Below are 21757 nucleotides of genomic sequence, written 5' to 3' on the forward strand. Positions count from 1 at the left end.
CCGAATATGTGGAGCAACGACCGTGTTCGCATCAGCGCAAGGGGCGTGCCGCGCCTTTCAATCGCTCGTGCGGATCAGTAGCCGCACGGCACGTACGCGTTGCGGTAGTTGTCGTAGCAGTAGCCCGACGGCTGCGCGGGTTGCGCATAAACCGGCTGCGCGTAAGCCGGCTGCGCATACGCGGGCTGTTGATACACCGGTTGCGCGTAAGCCGGCTGCGCATTGGCGACCGATGTCACCAGCGCGCCGAGCACCGCACCGCCGATCAACGCGCCGACAATCGCGCCGCCATCGCCGCCGCCGTGACCGCCGTGTCCACGACCGCCGCCGTATCCATGCGCCGATGCCTGGCCAGCCGCCGTCAAACTTCCGATCATCAACAAGACAAGTGCTGCGCGTTTCATGAGCTTCTCCAATTCCCGTTTGGCCGGGTTCATGGAAATCATCTTAAGCAGACGGCTAAGAAATAAGTGCGTTAGTTGGTAACCGTGCATTTCAACGCTTACAAACGGAGCGTGCGATCGCTATCCCGGCGATTTTTATTTCGCATACCGAACTATCTAAAGTGCCGTTACAAATAGAATTGAATTCGCCAAACGGTAACAACATTTCAGACGTTGCCGGTAAAGAAAATGGCCTTACCGCAAAAACACAGCCGCTTTTACCGCACGCGGTTTCATTTGCTCGCCACTGGTTACCGTTTGTCACCAGAAGGACGTCAACTGCATCGACACACGCGGCGTTTTCATCGTCAGCGCGGCGCACTACGTGCCACGCGTCCTCGAATAAAAGATCAAGGGAGTTTCAAACCATGAAGAAGATCGTCGCTGCTCTCGCATCCGCCATGCTGGTCTCCACGGTATTCGCGCAAACCGCCACGACCGATGCCGGCAAAGCGCAACTGAAGGCAAACAACGAAAAGGCCGAAGCTCAGGCGAGCGCCAACAAGAAGAAGGCCGAAGCGCAGCATGACGCCGCGAAGGCGCAGGCATCGGCGAACGAGGACAAGGCATCGGCGCAAGCCGACGCCAACAAGGAAGCCGCGAAGGTAGCGCAGGCGACCACGCCGGAACAAGCTTCCGACGCTCGCGGTGATGCCGCCAAGGCACAGGCGAAAGCCAACAAGAAGAAGCACGCTGCGCAAAGCAAGGCCGACAAGAAAAAGCAGGACGCAGCGAAGGATGCCAACGTGGCGCAGGCGAAGGCCGACAAGGAAAAAGTCGAAGCACAAAACGACGCGAACAAGTCGGCCGCCGATGCGAAGATCGACGCGGCGAAGAAGTAAGGGAGGCTAGCGTCCTCGCATCGCGCACTGGGATTTGCCTATCAGGGAAACCCGTGCGTTCGATTCAGGCGAGCCCTCTTTAGGCTCGCCTTTTTTGTTTCCTTTAGTCCAACGATTCCATTCGTCGACTAAAGGAAATGCTCTACTTGCCGATTCCATCGCGCGGCTTATCATTCGTGAAAGACAAGAACACGAAGGAGACGCCCGCCATGCGCACGCTGACCGATCAGCTATCGCAATACGCCGAATATCATCGCGACAGGCGCAATATCGCGACGCACTTCGTCGGCATTCCGCTCATCGTGCTCGCGATCGCCGCTTTGCTGAGCCGTCCCGCGTGGCCCGTGTTATCCGGCGCGTTTCTGCTCACGCCCGCATGGGTTCTGTTCGCGCTCGCCACGCTCTATTACTTGTGGCTCGATGTGCCGCTCGGCATCGGCATGGGGATTGTATCTGCGTTGAGCGCCGCATTCGGGCAATGGACCGCGTCGCAGGCCACGCCGATATGGCTCGGGATCGGCATCGGCCTGTTCGTGATCGGCTGGGTATTTCAGTTCATCGGGCATGTGCGCTATGAGCATCGCAAGCCTGCATTCGTCGACGATATCATCGGCTTGCTGATCGGGCCGCTCTTCATTCTCGTCGAGCTTATGTTCGGGCTCGGTCTCATGCGCGATCTGCACGACGCCATCGAAACGCGCGCCGCGCGCTGATCAGTCCACGCGCTCGATTTCCTCCGCGACCGTTTCATGCTCGACGCTCGCGTGATGCTCGCTCGTCGGCAGCGTGTGTTTGCGCGAGCGCTCGCGCATCAGGAGGCGCGCGCTGTGCACGCCCGTCAGCACGACGGCGATCCAGATGGGCACATACGTGCCGAGCTGCCGCGCTGAGAACGGCTCGCCGAGCAGCAACACCGCGACGCCGACGAGCAACACCGGCTCCACATAACCGAGAATGCCGAAGAGCGCGAGCGGCAGATGACGGCTCGCGCGCAGATACGACGCGAGCGCGATCGTGCTCAGCGCGCCGAGTCCCGGCAGCAGCACGAGCCAGAGACGCGGCTCGCCGGCGACATCCGCGAACGAGCCGCGCGCGAACAGCATGAACACGGCGACGGGCGACATCAGCATGATCTCCACCGCGAACGACACGAGCGGGTCCGCATTGAGCCGTCGCCGCAACACGAAGTACGGCGGATAGCCGAGCATCACGACGAGCGTCGGCCACGCAAACGCGTGCGTGACGATCAACTCATGCGCAACGCCGACGGCCGCCGCCGCGACGCCCGCCCACTGGAAACCGTCGAGCCGCTCGCCGTAGTAGAAGCGTCCGAGCAGCACCATCGCGAGCGGCAGGAGGAAATAGCCGAGCGATACCTCCAGCGCGCGCCCGTGCAGCGGCGCCCACAAAAAGATCCACAACTGCACGCCGAGCAGCGCGGCGACGACGGCGAACATCAGCAGCAAGTGCGGCGTTTTGGCGAGCCTCGAAACGAGCGCGCATAATTGCGGCCAGCGCTTTCTCACCGCGACGAGCGCGAGCGCGCCCGGCAAGGTCCACACGATGCGCCACGCGAAGATGTCGAGCCCGTCGAGCGGCGCGAGCCATTTCGTATAGCCCGACATGAGCGCAAAAAGCGTGGAAGCGGCGACGGACAGCGCGATGCCGCGCGCGAGGTCATGCTGATTCATCGGGAAAGGCGCTGCGCGCTGTGGGTGAGTGCAAGCAGAATGAAACGTGAAGTGCGCATTCTAAACGCCGCGTGCGCATGCTTTTCAAAACGCGCTTCAATCAGGATAGCCGGGTGTGCCCGCTTTTTGCTTCTTTGATGCTTCGCATTTCGGCATGAACTCCGCCGCGTAATCGCTGTCATTCGCGCTGTCACTTGCCTTTGTCTTTTGCCGGTCACGATGATCGGCGACTCTTGTCGGTCCGGCGCTTGAACCGGTCCGGTCCCGTAAGTTCGAGCGGCGCACCGCGCGATCATCCGCCGCTCACGTCATTGCATCCGCAGCAACACGCGCCGTGCCTTCGATCCGACGATGGCACGCGAAGAAAACGCCGCATCGATGGAGACGTCATGACTCAACCCGCCTTGTCCCCCCGCTTCAACAACGCTTTCGCAGAAGCCGTGTACACAGGACTCAGCAAGCGTCCGCAGAAAGAATTGCCGTCGATGTATCTGTATGACGAAGTGGGCTCCGCGCTCTTCGAAGTGATCACCGCGCTGCCCGAATACGGCGTGACGCGCGCCGAAGAGCGCGTGCTGAAGGACCACGCGACGGATATCGTCGCGGCGATGCCGGGCGACATTCAGGTCGCGGAACTCGGCAGCGGCAGCGGCCGCAAGACGCGCCGCATTCTGGAAGCGCTGTGTAAAAAGCAGCCGACCGCGTACCATCCGATTGAAATTTCGCGCACCGCTTTGCAGTTGTGCCGGCGCGAATTGAGCGATATCGAGCGCGTGTCGATCGTCGGACACGAACGCGATTATCTCGCCGGGCTCTCCGAAGTCAGCGCCAAACGCAAGGACGGCGAAAGACTGCTCGTGCTGTTTCTCGGCAGCACCATCGGCAATTTCGCGCGGCTCGCGGCGACGAAGTTTCTGCGCTCGATTCGCGGCATGCTGCAACCCGGCGACGCGCTCCTGCTCGGCACCGATCTCATCAAGCCGCTGCCGGTGCTGATCGCCGCATACGACGATCCGATCGGCGTGACGGCCGCGTTCAATCTGAACATGCTCGCGCGGATCAATCGCGAACTGGGCGGCGACTTTCCGCTGGATGCCTTCGAGCACGTCGCGCGTTTCAATCCGGATGCGCGCAGCATCGAAATGCATTTGCGTGCGAAGCGCGCGCTTTCCGTACGCGTGCGCGGCGCGGATCTGCGCGTGGACTTCCGCGAGGGCGAGACGATCTGGACGGAAAGCAGCCACAAGTATGCCGCCGATGAAGTCGCGCCGATCGCCGCCGATGCGGGCTTCGAATGCACGCATCAGTGGCGCGACGAGGAATGGCAGTTCGCGGAGAGCCTGCTCGTCGCGCGTTAGTGCTGCTCGAAGCGCTCGTAACGTTTCTCGACGTGGCGCTCTTCGCTGTGAAAGTCGGTGACGCGGGCATGCGGGGGCCCGCGTCGCAGCCATTCGAGCATCAGATCGACCTGATTGGCCGCGCCCTGAACGATGACTTCGACCGAGCCGTCGTCGAGATTGGCGACCCAGCCGCGCACGCCCAGCGCATGCGCCTTTCGCACCGTGTGATGCCTGAAGCCGACGCCCTGCACGATGCCGCGCACGCGCACGTAATAGGTTTCGATTCTCGTATCCAGATCCGGGCCTGGCATTGCGCGCTCCTTTGCAGTGTTCATAGCCCGCATTGTAGACACGCGCGTCAGCTCAGGCGGAAAGGCTGCGCCATGTCGGCGCGTTCACCCGAGCGCGGATGCGGCACGCGCGGCAACGTGACTTCGAACACCGTGCCGGCTTCCGAGGTCGAGCGCACCTTGACGTCGCCGCCGTGCATCTGCGTGATCTCGCGCGTGATATAGAGCCCGAGCCCGAGGCCGCTCGATTCATGCTGAGGCCGCCCCGAGCGATACGGCGCGAAGATCGTCGGCAGGACGTCGGCGGGAATTTCGCCCGCGTTTTGCACCGTGATGCTCACGTGTTCCGCGTTGCCGTCGAGCCGCACCTGGATCGCCGAGCCTTCGAGACCGTGCTGCAGCGCGTTGCCGATGAGATTCGAGAACACTTGCGACAGCAGATCGCCGTCGCCTTGCAGGAGCGTGTCGCCCTGACGCAGCACGAAAATCCGCCCGCGGCCGACGCGCGCCTCGTATTCATCGACGATATTCTTCGCGAGCGTCATCAGCTCCACCGCGCGCGGCTGCAGCGTGACACGCCCGCCGCGCAGACGCGCGAGATTGAGCAACTGATCGACCATGCGCACCATGCGCATCCCGCTCGACTTGATGCGCGTGCCGATATTCGCGACGTTCTCGTCCTGCACGAAGCGCGCGAGATATTCCGCCGATGCGATCACCGCGCTCAAGGGCGTGCGCAGATCGTGGCCGAGCACGGCCATGAGCATTTCGTTCGCATCGAGCAGTTGCTGCACGGTCGCGAGTTGCGTCGCGAGCTGCTGCTTCTGCCGCTCCATCTGGATGAAGACATCGACTTTCGAATTGAGGATGCGCGAATCGAAAGGCTTGTAGAGAAAATCCACCGCGCCCGCTTCGTAGCCGCGGAACGTGCGGCTCGCGTCCTGCGCCGTCGCCGTGAGAAAGATGATCGGCACGTGCGCCGTGCGCGGACTGCCGCGCATCAGTTCGGCGAGTTCGAACCCGTCCATGCCGGGCATGTTGACGTCGAGGATCGCGAGCGCGACTTCGTGCTTGAGCAAGAGCTCGAGCGCGGCCGGTCCCGATTCGGCCTTCAGCACCGACAGATCCGGCCGCGCGAGCGACGCTTCGAGCGCGGTGATGTTGTTGCGAATGTCATCGACGATCAGCACGTGGATGGGTTGCGTCATCTGGTGACTCCTTGACTACTTTTCATGGCTGCCGTCCCATGCGCCGCGATAGCCGCAGCGCCATTTCGTCCAGCGTCAGTACTTCATGCACCGCGTCCTGCGCGATGGCCGCGAGCGGCATCGCCGGCGCGGTGGCCGTTTCCGGGTTCTGCGCCCAGCACAGGCCGCCCGCCTCGCGGATCGCGCGCGCGCCGCGGGAGCCGTCGTCGTTCGCGCCCGACAGCACGATGCCGAGCAGACGCTCGCCGTACGCATGCGCCGCCGATTCGAACAGCACGTCCACAGAGGGACGCGAGAAACGCACGGGCGGATCGACCGACAGCGCGATCGCGGGCGCCGCGCCGCCTTGCGCCTCGACGAGCATGTGATAGCCGGGCGGCGCGAAATACACGGTGCCGGGCACGATCAGATCCTTGTCGAAAGGCTCTTCGATGGCGAGCGCGCAACGCGACGCGAACAATCCCGGCAACAGGCTGGGCTGCCCTTGCCGCACATGCACGACGATCAGCACCGGCGGCTCGAAGTCCTTCGGCAGCGCGGGCAACAGATGATTGAGCGCCTCGACGCCGCCCGCCGATGCGCCGATCACGACTGCTCCGATGCGATCCGCGTCGAACATCGTCACACCTTCTGGTAAAGCCGCTCGCGCGAATTGAAGTCCGCGAAGCGGTCTGCGTAGGTGGAAAAGCGCAGGCTTTCCTTGCTGCCCAGACCGAGAAAGCCACGCCGCACGAGTGAATCGCTGAAGAGGCCGAGCGCGCGATCCTGCAACGCGCGATCGAAATAGATCAGCACGTTGCGGCACGACACCAGATGCGCTTCGAGAAACACGCTGTCGGTCGCGAGACTGTGATCCGCGAACACCACGCGCGACTTGAGCGTCTGCGAAAACTTCGCCGCGCCGTACGCCGCGTGATAGTAGTCCGAGAGCGACCGCTTTCCGCCCGCTGCCAGATAGTTCTGACTGAAGCTCGCCATGCGGTCCAGCGGATAGATGCCGCTCTCGGCCTGACGCAATGCTTCGGCGTTGATATCGGTCGCATAGAACACGGTGCGGTCCGCGAGCTTTTCCTCCGCGAACAGCACCGCGAGCGACCACAACTCCTCGCCGCTGCTGCATCCCGCGACCCAGACCTTGATCGACGGATACGTCTGCAGAATCGGCACGACCTGCTCGCGGATCGCGCGGAAATACTGCGGATCGCGGAACATCTCGCTCACCTGCACCGTGAGGTACTGAAAGAGCCGCGCGAACAGCGCCGGATCGCGCAGGATGCGCTCCTGCAGATGCGAGAGCGTCGGCAAGCCGAAATCGTTCACGGCCTGCGCGAGCCGCCGCCTCAGCGAACTCACGGAGTAATGCCGGAAGTCGTGCTGATAACGCAGATAAATCGCTTCCAGAATCAGCTTCAGTTCGATGTCGAACGTCGCTTCTTCGTCGTGACGGCTGTCGTTCATCTCAGAGTTCGGTCCGTTCATCGCTGACGCAGCCACACGCGGCACAGCGACACGAGCTTATCCACATCGATGGGTTTGGATATGTAGTCGTCCGCACCCGCTTCGAGACATTTCTGGCGATCGCTCGGCATCGCCTTCGCCGTCAGCGCGATGATCGGCAGACGCGCGTGCTCCGTGTGCCGGCGGATTTCGGTCATCGCGGTGAGGCCGTCCATCTCGGGCATCATGATGTCCATCAGCACGAGGTCGATATCGCTGCGGCGCGCGAGCGCTTCGAGCGCTTCGCGTCCGTTGCGCGCGATTTCGAGCGTGGCGCCGAGCGGCTCGATCACACGCGACAGCGCGAAGATGTTGCGCACGTCGTCTTCGGCGAGCAGGATCGTGCGGCCCTCGAACACGTCGTCGCGCTGGCGCGCCGCGCGCAGCATGCGCTGCTGCTCGGGCGGCAACGCGCTCTCGACGCTATGCAGGAACAGCGTCACTTCATCGAGAAGGCGCTCCGGCGACTTCGCTCCCTTGATGATGATCGATTTCGAATAGCGGCGCAGGCGCTGCTCTTCTTCCTGCGACAGCAGGCGCCCCGTATAAACGATGACCGGCGGCGATGCGTGCCCGCCACCCGTCGACACGCGTTCGAGCAGCTCGTAGCCGGAGCCGTCGGGCAGCGCGAGATCCATCACGACGCAATCGAACGGCACGCGCTGCATTTCCTCGATGGCCTCCGCGATCGATCCCGCCTCGACGATGCCGACCGTCTCGCTCGCGAGCAGCGCGTGGATGCTCTGGCGCAGCGCCGGATCGTCCTCGACGACGAGCACGCGGCGCGTGCCCTGCGCCGAGCGCGCTTCGAGCTTGCGGATCGCGTGAGCGAGCTCCTCGCGCGCGCCCGGTTTCAGCGTGTAGCCGATCGCGCCGAGATGCAGCGCGACATCGGCGTGATCAGTGGCGGAAACGATGTGGATCGGGATATGACGCGTGAGCGGATCGTGCTTGAGCCATTCGAGCACGGTGAGACCGGACTGATCCGGCAGGCCGATGTCGAGCAGAATGCCGTTCGGCTGCAACGAGCGCGCCAGTTCGACGCCCTGCGTGGCGGTCGCCGCGTGCACGCAGTCGAAGTCGAGTTCGTGCGCGAGATCGTAGAGGATGTGCGCGAACGGCTGATCGTCCTCGATGGCGAGAATCACGCGGTCCGGTCGCTTGCGGTCGGCGCGATCGTCGGGAATGGCGATCGGCTCGGGACTGACGACGGGCGATGGAACCGGCGGCACGTACGCGGGCGCGGGCGCGGACACCGCAACCGGCTGCGGCTGGCTGGCCTGCGCGATCGTGTCGAGCTTCGCCGTGACCGTGCCTTCGCGCGCCGCGATCGGCAACGTCACGGAAAACACGCTGCCCTGCCCGAGTTCGCTCGACACCGCAACCGAGCCGCCGAGCAGACGCGAAAACTCGCGCGAAATCGACAACCCGAGGCCGCTGCCGCCATATTTTCGGCTCGTGGTGCCGTCGGCTTGCTGGAACGCGCGGAAGATCATGTCCTGCTTTTCGCGCGCGATGCCGATGCCCGTGTCGCGGACATCGAAACGCAGCGCGTTGTCGCCTGCGCGCTCGACGGCGACCGTCACGCGGCCGCGCTCGGTGAACTTGAACGCGTTCGACAGCAGATTGCGCAGCACCTGCAACAGCCGCTGGCTGTCCGTGACGAAATACTGCGGCACGTTCTCGCCGTGCGCGGTGACGAATTCGACGCCCTTGCTCCCGGCCACCGGCGCGAACGACTGCTGCAGCGTCTGCAGGATCGAATCGACGGAAACGGGCGCGAACTGCACGTCCATCTGTCCGGCTTCGACCTTGGACAAATCGAGAATATCGTTGATGAGCGAAAGCAGGTCGCTGTTCGACGAATGGATCGTCGCGGCGTAACGCACCTGTTCATCGCTCAGATTGCCCGGCTTGTTGTCCTGCAAAAGCTTCGCGAGGATCAGCGAGCTGTTGAGCGGCGTGCGCAGTTCGTGCGACATGTTCGCGAGGAATTCCGACTTGTACTGGCTCGCGCGCTCCATTTCCAGCGCGTTCGCGGTCAATTCCTGCTGCGCCTGCAAAAGCTCGGCCTTCTGCCGCTCCAGATGCTGCGTGTGCTCTTCGAGCTGCACATTGGTCTGTTCGAGCTCGGCCTGCTGCTGTTCGAGCCGCGCCTGCGAATCCTGCAGCGCGCGGCCGCGCTCCTCCAGTTCCTCGTTCGACACGCGCAGTTCTTCCTGCTGCACCTGCAATTCCTCGCTCTGACGCTGCGTTTCTTCGAGCAGTTCAACGAGACGCGCACGATAACGCGACGAGCGCATCGCCATGCCGATCGGCTCCGACGCCATATCGAGCAGCGCGCGGGCATCGTCGAAATGGCCTTCGCGGCCGACGAAACCGAGCTCGATCGCGCCCGCGACCTCGCCATCGGCAAAGAGCGGCGCGATCACGACGCGCGACGCCGCCGCCGACCCGAGCGCCGAACCCGCCTTCAGATAATGCGACGCAGCGTCGCGCAATTCGAGCACGCGCCCTTCCTCGACCGCCTGACCGACGAGCCCTTCTCCGCGCGCGATCCGCGCAGGCGCGCTGCCGTCGTCGGGCAGCGCCCACGCCGCGACGCGCACGAGCGCATCGCCGTCGAGCGCGTAGACGACGCCGACTTTCGCGTTCACGTACGGAATGATCGAACGCAGGATGCTCACGCCGATCGAAGCCGGAGACTGCTCGCCGCGCAATTTGACGCCGAGTTGCACGATGCCCTGTTGCAGCCAGGTCGTGCGTTGTACGGCAAGCCGCGATTTGATATATAGATGCGCCACGGCCGCGAGCACGAGCAGGACGACGACGCCCATCGCGCGATTGATTTGCAGCACTTCGCGGGTCGTATTCGGATCGGCGGCGCCGAGTGCGTATCCTGCGATCATGAGGACGGCCGATACGACCGCCGTGACGAGCGGCACCGCGGGGCGATCGGCCCAGACGCAGAGCACGACGGGCAGCACGTAGAACACCCAGATCGCGACGCGCATCGGCGTGAGCGCGTCGATGCAGAACACGACGGCGAGCGCGATCGCGATGGCGAGGTAAATCCAGGTGCTCAGGTTTCGAGTGTCTTGGGGCATCGTTTACCGGTTGTGTTCATGTTTTGCGCGGGCCGTCGCCCGCAGCAGGCACGGACCTTAGCATGCGGCGCAGGGCCTTGCCACATAAGCCTTTGCAGCCGATCCGCGCGTGGCAGTTGTTACGAAATACCGCTGCATAAAGCATTTTCAACGAGGTAAGAATGACTGATTTTTCCGGCTCTCGCGTGCTCGTCACGGGCGCTACGGGGTTCGTCGGCTCCGCGGTCGCGCGGCTCGCCATCGAACGCGGTTTCGACGTGCGCGTGCTCGTGCGCAAGACCAGCCCGCGCAAGAATGTCGAATCGCTGAACGCGGAGATCGTCGTCGGCGACATGCGCGACGAAGCGTCGATGCGCGCCGCGCTCAAGGGCGTGCGCTTCCTGTTCCACGTCGCCGCCGACTACCGCATCTGGGCGCCGGACCCGAGCGAGATCGAGCGCGCGAACCTCGACGGCACCGAAGCGACGATGCGCGCGGCGCTGGCCGAAGGCGTCGAACGTATCGTGTATACCAGCAGCGTCGCGACGCTCAAGGTGACGAGTTCGGGCGCGATCGTCGACGAGACGAAGCCTTCGGATGCGCAGAGCACCATCGGCGCGTACAAGCGCAGCAAGGTGCTCGCCGAGCGCGCGGTCGAGCGGATGGTCGCGCAGAACGCGCTGCCCGCGGTGATCGTGAATCCGTCGACGCCGATCGGCCCGCGCGACGTGCGCCCGACGCCGACCGGGCGCATCATCGTCGAAGCGGCGACGGGCAAGATTCCGGCGTTTGTCGATACGGGCCTCAATCTGGTGCACGTCGACGACGTCGCGAACGGGCACTTTCTCGCGCTCGAACGCGGGAAGATCGGCGAACGGTATATCTTGGGCGGCGAGAACCTGCCCTTGCAGCAGATGCTCGCGGACATCGCCGGGTTCGTCGGGCGCAAGCCGCCGACCATCAGGCTGCCGCGCGGGCCGCTTTATCCCGTCGCCATCGGCGCGGAGCTGTTCGCGAAGTTCAGCGGCAAGGAGCCGATGGTGACCGTCGATGCACTGCGCATGTCGAAGAACAAGATGTATTTCACGTCGGCGAAGGCCGAGCGCGAGCTTGGGTACAGCGCGCGGCCGTACGCGCAGGGGTTGAAGGACGCGCTGGACTGGTTCCGGGCGAATGGTTATCTCGCTGGATGAAGCGCGAAATCATTGCGTGAAACGTTCCTGCCGCCGCAACGACCCTGCGACACGACAACTCTTGTATAAGACTTGAAAAAACTTAAGTCATTGATATAGCACGAAAAACGTCCGTTTTGGCCATGTTCGCAAGCCGAAATTCACACGCGCACCCCGCAAAATCAGGCAGAATAGCGGTTTGTTGCCGGAGGGGTGACGAGGCCGGCGGTTTTTTCCAACCTGTTTTCGGATGTCGAGACAAGCGATGAGTAATCAGCAACCCACCATCATCTACACCCTGACCGACGAAGCTCCGCTGCTCGCGACCAGCGCCTTTCTGCCGATCATCCGTACCTTCATCGCGCCGGCGGGCGTCAACGTCGAGACGAGCGACATCTCCGTCGCGGCCCGTATCCTCGGCGAATTCCCCGAATTCCTGACGGACGCGCAAAAAGTCCCGGACAACCTCGCGAAGCTCGGCGAACTCACGCAGGACCCCGACACCAACATCATCAAGCTGCCGAACATCAGCGCGTCGCTGCATCAGCTCACGAGCGCGATCAAGGAACTGCAAAGCAAGGGTTACAAGCTGCCCGACTATCCGGAAGAGCCGAAGAACGACGAAGAGAAGGCCATCCGCGCGCGCTACGGCAAGTGCCTCGGCTCGGCGGTGAACCCGGTTCTGCGCGAAGGCAATTCGGACCGCCGCGCGCCGCTCGCCGTGAAGAACTACGCGAAGAAGCATCCGCACAGCATGGGCGAGTGGAGCATGGCCTCGCGCACGCACGTCGCGCACATGAAGCACGGCGACTTCTATCACGGCGAAAAGTCCATCACGAACGACAAGGCGCGCGACGTTCGCATGGAACTCGTCACGAAGCGCGGCGAGACCATCGTGCTGAAGCCGAAGGTCTCGCTGCAGGCAGGCGAGATCGTCGACAGCATGTTCATGAGCAAGAAGGCGCTCGTCGAGTTCTACGAAGACCAGATGGAAGACGCGCACAAGACCGGCGTCATGCTGTCGCTGCACGTCAAGGCGACGATGATGAAGGTCTCGCACCCGATCGTCTTCGGCCACGCCGTGAAGGTGTTCTACAAGGACGCGTTCGCGAAGCACGCGAAGCTCTTCGAAGAGCTCGGCATCAACGTGAACAACGGTCTCGTCGATCTGTACACGAAGATCGAGACGCTGCCGGAATCGCAGCGCGATGAGGTCATCCGCGACATGCACGCGTGCCACGAGCATCGTCCGGCGCTCGCGATGGTGGATTCCGCCAAGGGCATCTCGAACCTGCACGCGCCGAACGACGTGATCGTCGACGCGTCCATGCCCGCGATGATCCGCGCCGGCGGCAAGATGTGGGGCGCAGACGGCCGTCCGCAAGACACGAAGTGCCTGATTCCGGAAAGCACGTTCGCGCGCATCTATCAGGAAATCATCAACTTCTGCAAGACCAACGGCGCGTTCGATCCGAAGACGATGGGCACGGTGCCCAACGTCGGCCTGATGGCGCAGAAGGCCGAAGAGTACGGCTCGCACGACAAGACCTTCGAGATCGCGGAAGACGGCACGGCGCGTATCGTCGACAATGCGACGGGCGAAGCCATCGAAGGGCTCACGCAGGACGTGGAGAAGGGCGATATCTGGCGCATGTGCCTCGTGAAGGATGCGCCGATCCGCGACTGGGTCAAGCTCGCCGTCACGCGCGTGAAGAACTCGGGCACGCCGGCCGTGTTCTGGCTCGACCCGTATCGTCCGCACGAAGCCGAACTCATCAAGAAGGTCGAGACGTACCTGAAGGATTACGACACCACGGGCCTCGACATCCAGATCATGTCGCAAGTGCGCGCGATGCGTTACACGCTCGAACGCGTGATCCGCGGCATGGACACGATTTCGGTCACCGGCAACATCCTGCGCGACTATCTCACCGACCTGTTCCCGATCATGGAACTCGGCACGAGCGCGAAGATGCTCTCCATCGTTCCGCTGATGGCGGGCGGCGGCCTGTATGAAACGGGCGCGGGCGGCTCGGCGCCGAAGCACGTGCAGCAGCTCGTGCAGGAAAACCATCTGCGCTGGGACTCGCTCGGCGAATTCCTCGCGCTGGCGGTGTCGCTCGAAGAGCTCGGCATCAAAAACGACAACGCGCGTGCAAAGCTCGTCGCGAAGGCGCTCGATTCGGCCACCGGCAAGCTGCTCGACAACAACAAGAGCCCGTCGCCGAAGACCGGTCAGCTCGACAATCGCGGCAGCCAGTTCTACCTCGCGATGTACTGGGCGCAGGAACTCGCATCACAGTCGGAAGACAAGGCGCTTGCCGAGCAGTTCGCGCCGCTCGCGAAGACGCTGGCCGAAAACGAGCAGAAGATCGTCGACGAACTCGCCGCCGTGCAGGGCAATGCGGCGGATATCGGCGGCTACTACAAGCCGGATGAGGCCAAGCTCGAAGCCGTGATGCGTCCGAGCAAGACGCTCAACGCCGCGCTCGATCAGGTGCGCGCGAAGTAAGGCCGCACGGGCGCGTCATGCGCGCCCCGACGAACCGGCATCTCTTCGGAGATGCCGGTTTTGTTTTTGGACCGACGAAAATCTGTCGTGTAATCCGCACGTTCGGTGCAATTGGTTACAACCTGTGCCGACCTCGCCAAATTCGAGCGGGTAGAATCGTTGCCTCGCCGCCCGCTTGCCTGACACAGACACACTCGCATGAATCTACAAGACCAGCTCGGCGCGCTGGAGTCGAGCCTCGATACGCTCCTTCAGACCGCTGCCGCATCTGCCCGCTCATCCGCCGCCGCTTCATCCGCCGAATCGATCGAAGCTGCATCGGCGCCCGCTTTGGTTTCGCCGGACGAACCGCCCGCATTGGGCGGCGCGCCGCATCCCGATGATTCCGCCGCGCCCGCCGAACCGCCCGGACTGAACGAGCCGCCGACGCTCGTCGTGTCGCGCCCGGACCGCGACGTGGTCGAAATGACGATCGCGGGCAAAACGGTGAAGTTGAGCCCGGAAGGGGTGGCGGAGCTGATCGAGCAGTTGTCGAACGTGCGCGCGTCGATGACGCCGGATCAGCCGGCGGGCATCCCGCCCGGTTGGCGCTTCGCCGCCACGAAGAATCCCGTCATGGCGACGCAGAAATACGCGAACGGCGACCGCCTGCTGGTGATGCGTCACGCCGGGCACGGCTGGGTGCCGTTCACGTTTTCGCCGAACATGGTCATCGAGCTGTATGCCATGTTGACGAAAAAGTAAGCGCGCGCGCTGCTTTACGAGCCTTCCTGAGTCGGCGCCTGCACGCGCGCCTTCCATTGCCCGCCCTTTCCGCTCCAGTAACGCACGGCCGAGCCGATCGTCGCGCTCACATAGAACAGGGCGACGAGCGGCAAAAGCGGCGCCCACAAGAGCGATCGACGGTAATAGCGCAGCATCGGACCATAGGCGATGCACATGACCGCCCACGCCGCACAGGCGGGCCACGCGCGCGCGCCGTACGCGAGCGCGAGCAGCGGCGGCGCCAGATAGATCACCGCCATGCCGAGCACGGTTCCGGCGAGCAGCAGCGGCGAATAACGCAATTGCGTGAAAGCCGTGCGGGCGATCATGTTCCAGACATCGCGCCAGCTGTCGTACGGACGCAGCGATTCGCTGCGCTCAGCGAGATCGAGGCGGATCGGACGCGCAACACTACGTCCCGCGCGGTGCTTGATGCGCGCGGCGAGACTGCAATCGTCGATCAGTTCCTGCCGGATCGATTCGATCCCGCCCGCCTCCACGAGCGCCGAGCGGCGCACGAGCATGCAGCCGCCCGCCGCGCCCGCGGTCTGCTTCTTGACGTCGTTGACCCACGCGAACGGATAGAGCTTCGCGAAAAAGAACACGAACGCGGGAATCAGCGCCTTCTCCCAAAGCGAATCGCAGCGCAGGCGGACCATCAGCGACACCAGATCGCGGTCTTCGAGAATCGTGCGCGCGACGAGTTGCGTCGCGGCATCGGCCGGATGGTGGATGTCGGCGTCCGTCAGAAGCAGGAATTCGGCGGGCAGGCCGAGCTTGTCGATCGCCTCGATGCCCTGCGACTGCGCCCACACCTTGCCCGACCAGCCCGGCGGCAACGGCTGCGCGGTCAGCACGGTCAGGCGCTCTTCGAGCCCGAGATCGCGCGCGGCGGCGAGCGCGACCTGGGCGGTGCCGTCGGTGCTGTGATCATCGACGACGATCACATGGAACGCGCCCGCATAGTCTTGCCTGAGCAGCGAGCCGACCGCCCGCCCGATGACATCGGCCTCGTTGCGCGCCGGCACGACGGCCACGAGCGCGGGCCATGCGCCGCGCCGCGCGATTTCGGCGGTGCCGACGGCGTGGATCGTCGTAGCGGAGAGCGCCGGCGCGGGTTCCGCGCGCCAGAAGCCGCCGCGGGCAACCAGCAGCACGATCCAGATCAAAAAAGACAGCCAGGCGATCAGTAGCATGGAATAAACGATTAATTTTTCGAGAAGACAGGGCGCACCCGCACGCGGGCGAGACAGGGCGTTGCGCGGAAAATACACGGACGGGACAGCGCGACGGGCTTGTCCAAAGGGCCAGCCAGCATGGCGGCGCGGGCGTCAGCCTTGACGCGCGCGGTCCGAGGCGACCGATAGTTTACTGGGTTCTGCAAATCGCCGTATTTGCACGCGCTGCGCCGTTTCGGTCATCGAAGCCGGCATTGAGCACCCAAAAAGGGAAAGCGTTAGAATACGCGGTCAACTTCGGCGCGCGGACCGACACAATCGTGTCTTTTTTCCGGTCTGCTTTCCCGGCGCTTTCCTGACGTTTTCGAGAACGTCGCGAGGCGGTCATCGGGAAGGCGAGAGCTTCGCGCCGGCTAACCCCGAAACCCGCGTCAGTCGGAGTTCGTTCGAATATGCGTATCATCCTTGCTCAACCCCGCGGCTTTTGTGCGGGTGTGGTCCGTGCGATCGAAATCGTCGATCGGGCCCTCGAACGGCATGGCTCACCGGTCTACGTGCGTCACGAGATCGTTCATAACCGTCATGTCGTCGACAACTTGCGCAGCAAGGGCGCACGGTTTGTCGAAGAACTCGATGAAGTGCCGCACGGCGCGGTCGCTATCTTTAGCGCGCACGGCGTCGCGCAGAGCGTCGAGCGAGATGCAGAGACGCGCGGCCTCGACGTGCTGGACGCAACTTGCCCGCTCGTCACGAAGGTTCATGTGCAGGGACGCCAGTATGTATCGCAGGGACGCACGCTGATTCTGATCGGCCACGCAGGCCATCCGGAAGTCGAAGGCACGATCGGGCAGATTCCCGGCGAAGTCGTGCTGGTGCAGAGCGAAGCCGAAGTCGAGACGATGACGCTCGCGCCCGACACGCCCGTCGCCTACGTCACGCAGACCACGCTTTCGGTCGATGACACACGCGGCATCATCGACGCCTTGCAGCGCCGCTTCACGGATATCGTCGGCCCGGACACGCGCGACATCTGTTACGCGACGCAAAACCGGCAGGCCGCCGTGCGCGAGCTGTCGCGTGAAGTGGACGTGCTGCTCGTGGTGGGCGCCACCAACAGTTCCAATTCGAATCGTCTGCGGGAGATCGGCGCCGAGAGCGGCGTACCGAGCTACCTCGTCGCGGACGGTTCGGAGATCAGGCCGGAATGGTTTGCCAATGTGCAGACGGTCGGCATCACGGCGGGCGCTTCGGCGCCCGAGGAAATGGTCAAACATGTGATCGATGCCCTGCGCGCCTTCGGACACGTCGAAGTCACGACGATGAACGGCCGCGAGGAAAAGGTCGAATTCAAACTCCCCGCGAAGCTCACTCAGCCGGTCGCCGCCGTTGCGGCAACCGCGGTTCGCGAAGAATAAGGAGAGGACGCAATTGTCTATCCCGATGCTCCAGAAGGCGCGCGTTGGCGCCTATATCTTCAAGCAGCACCTGACGGGCACCAAGCGTTACCCGCTCGCGCTGATGCTGGAACCGCTGTTTCGCTGCAATCTGGCCTGTAACGGCTGCGGCAAGATCGACTATCCGGATCCGATCCTGAACCAGCGCCTGTCGCTGCAGGAATGTCTCGAAGCCGTCGACGAGTGCGGCGCGCCGGTCGTGTCGATCGCGGGTGGCGAGCCGTTGCTGCACAAGGAAATGCCCCAGATCGTGAAGGCCATCATGGCGCGCAAGAAGTTCGTGTATCTCTGCACGAACGCGTTGCTCATGGAAAAGAAGATGGACGATTACGAGCCGAGCCCGTACTTCGTCTGGTCCGTGCACCTCGACGGCGACCGCGAAGCGCACGATCACTCGGTGTCGCAATCGGGTACGTACGACAAGGCTGTCGCGGCCATCAAGGAAGCGAAGCGCCGCGGCTTTCGCGTGAACATCAACTGCACGCTGTTCAACGACGCCGAACCGGAACGCGTCGCGAAGTTCTTCGATACGCTCGGTCCCATTGGCGTCGATGGCATCACGGTTTCGCCGGGTTATGCCTACGAGCGCGCGCCGGATCAGCAGCACTTCCTGAACCGCGAAAAGACCAAGAACCTGTTCCGCGAAATCTTCAAGCGCGGCAACAATGGCAAGAACTGGTCGTTCAGCCAGTCGACGCTGTTCCTCGACTTCCTCGCGGGCAACCAGACGTATCAATGCACGCCGTGGGGCAATCCGGCGCGCACGGTGTTCGGCTGGCAGAAGCCGTGCTATCTGGTCGGCGAAGGTTACGTGAAGACCTTCAAGGAACTGATGGAAACCACCGACTGGGACAAGTACGGCACGGGCAAGTATGAAAAGTGCGCGGACTGCATGGTCCACTGCGGCTTCGAGGCGACTGCCGTGATGGACACGGTGGCGCATCCGCTGAAGGCTGCGAAGATCGCGCTGTCGGGCCCGCGCACGACCGGCGCGTTCGCGAAAGATCTGCCGATCGACAAGCAACGCCCGGCCGAGTACGTGTTCTCGAAGCACGTGGAGATCAAGCTCGAAGAGATTGGCCGCGCGCAGAAGAACAAGGGCGCGAAGACGGCGGCTGCGGTGAATTGAGGCGCGTTTTTTGGCGGTAGAAATGTGAAAGGCGGATGGCTCGGGTCATCCGCCTTTTTTGTTTTCGACTACCAGATCGTTTTGACGTGCTTGTAGCTTCGAATCTGACGGTCTTTCGTCACTAGCGGAGCGAATAACGAGCGCGCCGTCGCGACGATCATGCGGTCCGCGGGGTCACTATGGAACTCGCCGGGCAGATCGCCCGACGCAAGTGCAATATGGCGGTCGATGGGCACGAAACGTACGCCTTTAATTCGGCTGATTCTGTCGAACCAGCCGCTGACATCCATGGCCAGCCGGAGTCGGCCCTTCTTGATGAGAAGCATGACCTCCCACGCGGTCATCGTCGAGACGACGATTTCGCCTTCTTCCTCCACTTCCCGATCTATCGCGGCACGCGCTGGCTTGCTCAACCCTTTTCCGTCGACCCACCAAAGAAGCGTGTGAGTATCCAGCACGATCATGGAAGCATCTCCCAATCCTCCAGGCCTACTGGTTCGAGAGGGTCTTCATAGAACAACACGCTTCCTCGTAACTCTTCCAGCGGCGTAAGCGATGAGCTTTCATATCTCCGCACTTCCAGCACCGGTTTTCCATGGTCTGTCACGATCATACGTTCTCCTGTCGATTCCACGAGACGGAAGTATTCCAGCGCCTTCGCCTTGAACTCCGATTTCGAAACTCGCTTGACAGTCATGATATCGCCCATAGTCACATTCAGGTAGTCATTTTATCCTCGTCCGATTGGAATAGGCAAAACGGACATTCCTCATCCGCCAACAAAAAAACGCGACGGCTCCCACCGTCGCGTTTCTCATCACCCGCCGCCAGTCAGCATCGACTCAACAGCATTTCCCCGCTCCCGACCCATACCGCGCCTCCTGCCGCTCGCGGAAAAACTCCGCGTAGCTCATCGCCGGCTTGTCGGGATGCGTCGTCTGAATGTGCGTGACGTACGCGTCGTAATCAGGCATGCCGACCATCAGGCGCATCGCCTGGCCGAGATACCGCCCTGCCTGTCGAAGATCGGTGAACATCGCTCGACTCCTTAGTGGCCCGCACGCACCGCGGTGGACGCGCCGGAAGGCATCGCTTCGAACGGCGTCTCGCGCACCGTCGGCTTCGCCTCGCGACGCGCGCGCAGCACCGCCAGCACGCCGTACACCGCAATGCTCAACACGACGAAGATGAACAGGCCGGCGAGCGCCGCATCGACGTAATCGTTGAAGATGATCCGCTGCATCTCCGCGAGCGACTTCGCCGGGGCCAACACCTTGCCCGAATCGTAGGCGTCCTTCAGCTTGCCCGCGTGCGCGAGGAAGCCGACCTTCGGACTCGCGTCGAAGATTTTCTGCCAGCCGGCCGTCAACGTGCAGATGAGCAGCCACGCGGTCGGCACGAGCGTGACCCACGCGTAGCGCTCGCGCTTCATCTTGAACAGGACGACGGTGCCGAGCATCAGCGCGATGCCCGCGAGCATCTGGTTCGAGATGCCGAAGAGCGGCCACAGCGTGTTGATGCCGCCGAACGGATCGACCACGCCCTGATACAGGAAGTAGCCCCACGCGGCGACGCACAGCCCCGTCGCGATGAGATTGGCCGGCAGCGATTCCGTGCGGCGCAGCGCCGGATGGAACGTGCCGAGCAAGTCCTGCAGCATGAAGCGGCCGGCGCGCGTGCCCGCATCGACGGCGGTCAGGATGAAAAGCGCCTCGAACAGAATGGCGAAGTGATACCAGAACGCCATCATCGCCGGGCCGCCGACGACCTGATGAAGAATGTGCGCCATGCCGACCGCGAGCGTCGGCGCGCCGCCGGCACGCGCGACGATGGTCGTTTCGCCGACCGCCTTCGCCGTCGACGTCAGCATCTCGGGCGTCAGCACGAAGCCCCAGCTCGAGACGGTCTGCGCGACCGCTTCCGGCGTCGAGCCGAGCAGCGCGGCCGGGCTGTTCATCGCGAAGTACACGCCCGGCTCGATCACGCAGGCGGCGACGAGCGCCATCATCGCGACGAACGATTCCATCAGCATCGCGCCATAACCGATGAAGCGCATGTTGACTTCGTTGTCGATCATCTTGGGCGTCGTGCCCGACGAGATCAGCGCGTGGAAGCCCGACACCGCGCCGCACGCGATCGTGATGAAGAGGAACGGGAACAGGTTGCCCGACCACACCGGCCCGCTGCCGTCGACGAACTTCGTGAACGCCGGCATCTTCAGCTCGGGCGCGACGATCAGAATGCCGATCGCGAGGCCGAGGATCGTGCCGATCTTGAGGAACGTCGACAGATAATCGCGCGGCGCGAGCAGCAGCCACACCGGCAGCACCGACGCGACAAAACCGTAGCCGATCAGAATCCACACGAGCTGCACGCCGGTGAACGTGAAGAACGGCGCGAGCGTCGGCGATGCGGCGACCTGCCCGCCGTAGACGATCGCGGCCATCAGCCCGATAAAGCCGATGATCGACACCTCGCCGATGCGCCCCGGACGGATGTAGCGCGTATAGACGCCCATGAAGAGCGCGATCGGAATCGTCGCGGCGACCGTGAACGTGCCCCACGGCGAATTCGTCAGCGCCTTCACGACGATCAGCGCGAGCACCGCGAGAATGATCACCATGATGAGGAACGCGCCGAAGAGCGCGATCACGCCGGGCACGGTGCCCAGTTCCATCTTGATGAGATCGCCGAGCGAGCGGCCGTCGCGGCGCGTCGAGATGAACAGGACGACGAAGTCCTGCACCGCGCCCGCGAACACCACGCCGCCGAGAATCCACAGCATGCCGGGCGTGTAGCCCATCTGCGCCGCCAGCACCGGGCCGACGAGCGGACCCGCGCCCGCGATCGCCGCGAAGTGATGGCCGAACAGCACGAACTTGTTGGTCGGCACGTAATCGAGGCCATCGTTATGACGAACGGCAGGCGTCATGCGCAGGCCGTCGAGTTGCAGCACTTTCGTCGCGATGAAGCGCGAATAGAAGCGGTAAGCGATGAGATAAACGCAGACCGCCGCAATGACGATCCATAGTGCGCTGATCCGCTCGCCGTGCGCGAGCGCGATGGTGCCGAATGCGAACGCGCCCAATAGCGCGAGCGCGATCCAGACCAGGAATCCGGAAGCCCGATTCATGGCGTCTCCTTAGTTAT

20 protein-coding genes are annotated in these 21757 nt (G+C 63.3%); 8 read left to right on the forward strand and 12 right to left on the reverse strand.

Features of this window, described 5'->3' with window-relative positions:
• Window positions 1-74: 74 nt before the first annotated feature.
• A complete protein-coding gene (locus tag AWB76_RS32625; protein WP_061164274.1) occupies window positions 75-404 on the reverse strand; it encodes a hypothetical protein in 330 nt (109 codons plus the stop codon).
• Window positions 405-583: 179 nt separating this feature from the next.
• Between AWB76_RS32625 and AWB76_RS32630 the strand changes: the two genes are divergently transcribed.
• Together AWB76_RS32630 and AWB76_RS32635 are read left to right on the forward strand one after the other, a co-directional pair.
• The gene (locus tag AWB76_RS32630; RefSeq protein ID WP_244173542.1) at window positions 584-1285 is read left to right on the forward strand and encodes a hypothetical protein; all 702 of its coding nucleotides are present in this window, start codon (window positions 584-586) and stop codon (window positions 1283-1285) included.
• A gap of 209 nt (window positions 1286-1494) precedes the next feature.
• On the forward strand, window positions 1495-1998 hold the full coding sequence (locus AWB76_RS32635; protein WP_061164275.1) for an Mpo1 family 2-hydroxy fatty acid dioxygenase: 504 nt from the start codon (window positions 1495-1497) through the stop codon (window positions 1996-1998).
• Here the strand turns inward: AWB76_RS32635 and rarD are convergent, their stop codons facing one another.
• Window positions 1999-2976 carry an EamA family transporter RarD gene (gene rarD / locus AWB76_RS32640; RefSeq protein ID WP_061164234.1) on the reverse strand — a complete coding sequence of 326 codons (978 nt, stop codon included), beginning with the start codon at window positions 2974-2976 and terminating at the stop codon, window positions 1999-2001.
• Window positions 2977-3365: 389 nt separating this feature from the next.
• On the opposite strand from rarD, the gene egtD reads away from it, so the two are divergent.
• The gene (egtD, locus tag AWB76_RS32645; RefSeq protein WP_061164235.1) at window positions 3366-4334 is read left to right on the forward strand and encodes an L-histidine N(alpha)-methyltransferase; all 969 of its coding nucleotides are present in this window, start codon (window positions 3366-3368) and stop codon (window positions 4332-4334) included.
• On the opposite strand, the gene AWB76_RS32650 is transcribed toward egtD, so the two are convergent.
• From AWB76_RS32650 to AWB76_RS32670, 5 genes are read right to left on the reverse strand one after another with little or no spacing between them, the layout of a single operon-like run.
• On the reverse strand, window positions 4331-4627 hold the full coding sequence (locus tag AWB76_RS32650; protein ID WP_061164276.1) for an acylphosphatase: 297 nt from the start codon (window positions 4625-4627) through the stop codon (window positions 4331-4333). The two genes, egtD and AWB76_RS32650, sit on opposite strands and share 4 nt — an antisense overlap.
• Window positions 4628-4674: 47 nt before the next feature.
• Entirely contained in the window at window positions 4675-5814 is a 1140-nt protein-coding gene (locus AWB76_RS32655; protein WP_061164236.1) for a hybrid sensor histidine kinase/response regulator, read from the reverse strand.
• Between the two features lie 22 nt (window positions 5815-5836).
• Window positions 5837-6433: a chemotaxis protein CheB gene (locus AWB76_RS32660; RefSeq protein WP_061164237.1), complete on the reverse strand. Its 597-nt coding sequence runs from the start codon at window positions 6431-6433 to the stop codon at window positions 5837-5839.
• A 2-nt stretch (window positions 6434-6435) separates the two neighbouring features.
• The gene (locus AWB76_RS32665) at window positions 6436-7272 is read right to left on the reverse strand and encodes a CheR family methyltransferase (protein ID WP_061164277.1); all 837 of its coding nucleotides are present in this window, start codon (window positions 7270-7272) and stop codon (window positions 6436-6438) included.
• Window positions 7273-7289: 17 nt separating this feature from the next.
• Window positions 7290-10418, reverse strand: coding sequence for a hybrid sensor histidine kinase/response regulator (locus AWB76_RS32670; RefSeq protein WP_061164238.1), 3129 nt, complete (start codon window positions 10416-10418; stop codon window positions 7290-7292).
• A gap of 161 nt (window positions 10419-10579) precedes the next feature.
• Here AWB76_RS32670 and hpnA point away from each other — a divergent pair, with 161 nt between their 5' ends.
• From hpnA to AWB76_RS32685, 3 genes are all read left to right on the forward strand, one after another.
• Window positions 10580-11590: a hopanoid-associated sugar epimerase gene (gene hpnA / locus AWB76_RS32675; RefSeq protein WP_061164239.1), complete on the forward strand. Its 1011-nt coding sequence runs from the start codon at window positions 10580-10582 to the stop codon at window positions 11588-11590.
• Window positions 11591-11834: 244 nt separating this feature from the next.
• Complete coding sequence (locus tag AWB76_RS32680) at window positions 11835-14081, forward strand: NADP-dependent isocitrate dehydrogenase (protein ID WP_061164278.1); 2247 nt, start codon at window positions 11835-11837, stop codon at window positions 14079-14081.
• Between the two features lie 198 nt (window positions 14082-14279).
• A complete protein-coding gene (locus AWB76_RS32685; protein ID WP_061164240.1) occupies window positions 14280-14825 on the forward strand; it encodes a hypothetical protein in 546 nt (181 codons plus the stop codon).
• Between the two features lie 14 nt (window positions 14826-14839).
• Here the strand turns inward: AWB76_RS32685 and AWB76_RS32690 are convergent, their stop codons facing one another.
• Entirely contained in the window at window positions 14840-16042 is a 1203-nt protein-coding gene (locus AWB76_RS32690) for a glycosyltransferase (RefSeq protein WP_061164241.1), read from the reverse strand.
• Between the two features lie 434 nt (window positions 16043-16476).
• Here AWB76_RS32690 and ispH point away from each other — a divergent pair, with 434 nt between their 5' ends.
• Both ispH and hpnH read left to right on the forward strand, forming a co-directional pair.
• Window positions 16477-17439 (forward strand): 4-hydroxy-3-methylbut-2-enyl diphosphate reductase, encoded by a 963-nt coding sequence (ispH, locus tag AWB76_RS32695; protein WP_061164242.1) that lies wholly within the window; start codon window positions 16477-16479, stop codon window positions 17437-17439.
• Between the two features lie 13 nt (window positions 17440-17452).
• Window positions 17453-18607, forward strand: a complete 1155-nt coding sequence (gene hpnH, locus AWB76_RS32700; protein ID WP_061164243.1) for an adenosyl-hopene transferase HpnH — start codon at window positions 17453-17455, stop codon at window positions 18605-18607.
• A 68-nt stretch (window positions 18608-18675) separates the two neighbouring features.
• Here the strand turns inward: hpnH and AWB76_RS32705 are convergent, their stop codons facing one another.
• The 4 genes from AWB76_RS32705 to AWB76_RS32720 form a co-directional block, all read right to left on the reverse strand.
• Window positions 18676-19071 carry a type II toxin-antitoxin system VapC family toxin gene (locus AWB76_RS32705; RefSeq protein ID WP_061164244.1) on the reverse strand — a complete coding sequence of 132 codons (396 nt, stop codon included), beginning with the start codon at window positions 19069-19071 and terminating at the stop codon, window positions 18676-18678.
• Window positions 19068-19307, reverse strand: a complete 240-nt coding sequence (locus AWB76_RS32710) for a type II toxin-antitoxin system Phd/YefM family antitoxin (protein ID WP_374729966.1) — start codon at window positions 19305-19307, stop codon at window positions 19068-19070. The genes AWB76_RS32705 and AWB76_RS32710 overlap by 4 nt, the downstream gene beginning before the upstream one ends.
• A 142-nt stretch (window positions 19308-19449) precedes the next feature.
• Window positions 19450-19644 carry a YbdD/YjiX family protein gene (locus AWB76_RS32715; protein ID WP_061164245.1) on the reverse strand — a complete coding sequence of 65 codons (195 nt, stop codon included), beginning with the start codon at window positions 19642-19644 and terminating at the stop codon, window positions 19450-19452.
• 11 nt (window positions 19645-19655) lie between these two features.
• Window positions 19656-21740: a carbon starvation CstA family protein gene (locus AWB76_RS32720; RefSeq protein ID WP_061164246.1), complete on the reverse strand. Its 2085-nt coding sequence runs from the start codon at window positions 21738-21740 to the stop codon at window positions 19656-19658.
• Between the last annotated feature and the right edge of the window lie 17 nt (window positions 21741-21757).

Origin of the sequence: Caballeronia temeraria (assembly GCF_001544795.2) — a bacterium.
GTDB lineage: Bacteria > Pseudomonadota > Gammaproteobacteria > Burkholderiales > Burkholderiaceae > Caballeronia > Caballeronia temeraria.

Excerpts from the sequence above, each read along its gene's own strand:
- AWB76_RS32705 (WP_061164244.1), bottom strand. The coding sequence starts at position 19,071 with ATGATCGTGCTGGATACTCACACGCTTCTTTGGTGGGTCGACGGAAAA.
- AWB76_RS32635 (WP_061164275.1), top strand. The coding sequence starts at position 1,495 with ATGCGCACGCTGACCGATCAGCTATCGCAATACGCCGAATATCATCGC.
- AWB76_RS32650 (WP_061164276.1), bottom strand. The coding sequence starts at position 4,627 with ATGCCAGGCCCGGATCTGGATACGAGAATCGAAACCTATTACGTGCGC.
- AWB76_RS32685 (WP_061164240.1), top strand. The coding sequence starts at position 14,280 with ATGAATCTACAAGACCAGCTCGGCGCGCTGGAGTCGAGCCTCGATACG.
- AWB76_RS32670 (WP_061164238.1), bottom strand. The coding sequence starts at position 10,418 with ATGCCCCAAGACACTCGAAACCTGAGCACCTGGATTTACCTCGCCATC.
- AWB76_RS32655 (WP_061164236.1), bottom strand. The coding sequence starts at position 5,814 with ATGACGCAACCCATCCACGTGCTGATCGTCGATGACATTCGCAACAAC.
- hpnA (WP_061164239.1), top strand. The coding sequence starts at position 10,580 with ATGACTGATTTTTCCGGCTCTCGCGTGCTCGTCACGGGCGCTACGGGG.
- AWB76_RS32660 (WP_061164237.1), bottom strand. The coding sequence starts at position 6,433 with ATGTTCGACGCGGATCGCATCGGAGCAGTCGTGATCGGCGCATCGGCG.
- rarD (WP_061164234.1), bottom strand. The coding sequence starts at position 2,976 with ATGAATCAGCATGACCTCGCGCGCGGCATCGCGCTGTCCGTCGCCGCT.
- ispH (WP_061164242.1), top strand. The coding sequence starts at position 16,477 with ATGCGTATCATCCTTGCTCAACCCCGCGGCTTTTGTGCGGGTGTGGTC.
- AWB76_RS32720 (WP_061164246.1), bottom strand. The coding sequence starts at position 21,740 with ATGAATCGGGCTTCCGGATTCCTGGTCTGGATCGCGCTCGCGCTATTG.
- AWB76_RS32680 (WP_061164278.1), top strand. The coding sequence starts at position 11,835 with ATGAGTAATCAGCAACCCACCATCATCTACACCCTGACCGACGAAGCT.
- AWB76_RS32690 (WP_061164241.1), bottom strand. The coding sequence starts at position 16,042 with ATGCTACTGATCGCCTGGCTGTCTTTTTTGATCTGGATCGTGCTGCTG.
- AWB76_RS32665 (WP_061164277.1), bottom strand. The coding sequence starts at position 7,272 with ATGAACGACAGCCGTCACGACGAAGAAGCGACGTTCGACATCGAACTG.
- AWB76_RS32625 (WP_061164274.1), bottom strand. The coding sequence starts at position 404 with ATGAAACGCGCAGCACTTGTCTTGTTGATGATCGGAAGTTTGACGGCG.
- egtD (WP_061164235.1), top strand. The coding sequence starts at position 3,366 with ATGACTCAACCCGCCTTGTCCCCCCGCTTCAACAACGCTTTCGCAGAA.
- AWB76_RS32715 (WP_061164245.1), bottom strand. The coding sequence starts at position 19,644 with ATGTTCACCGATCTTCGACAGGCAGGGCGGTATCTCGGCCAGGCGATG.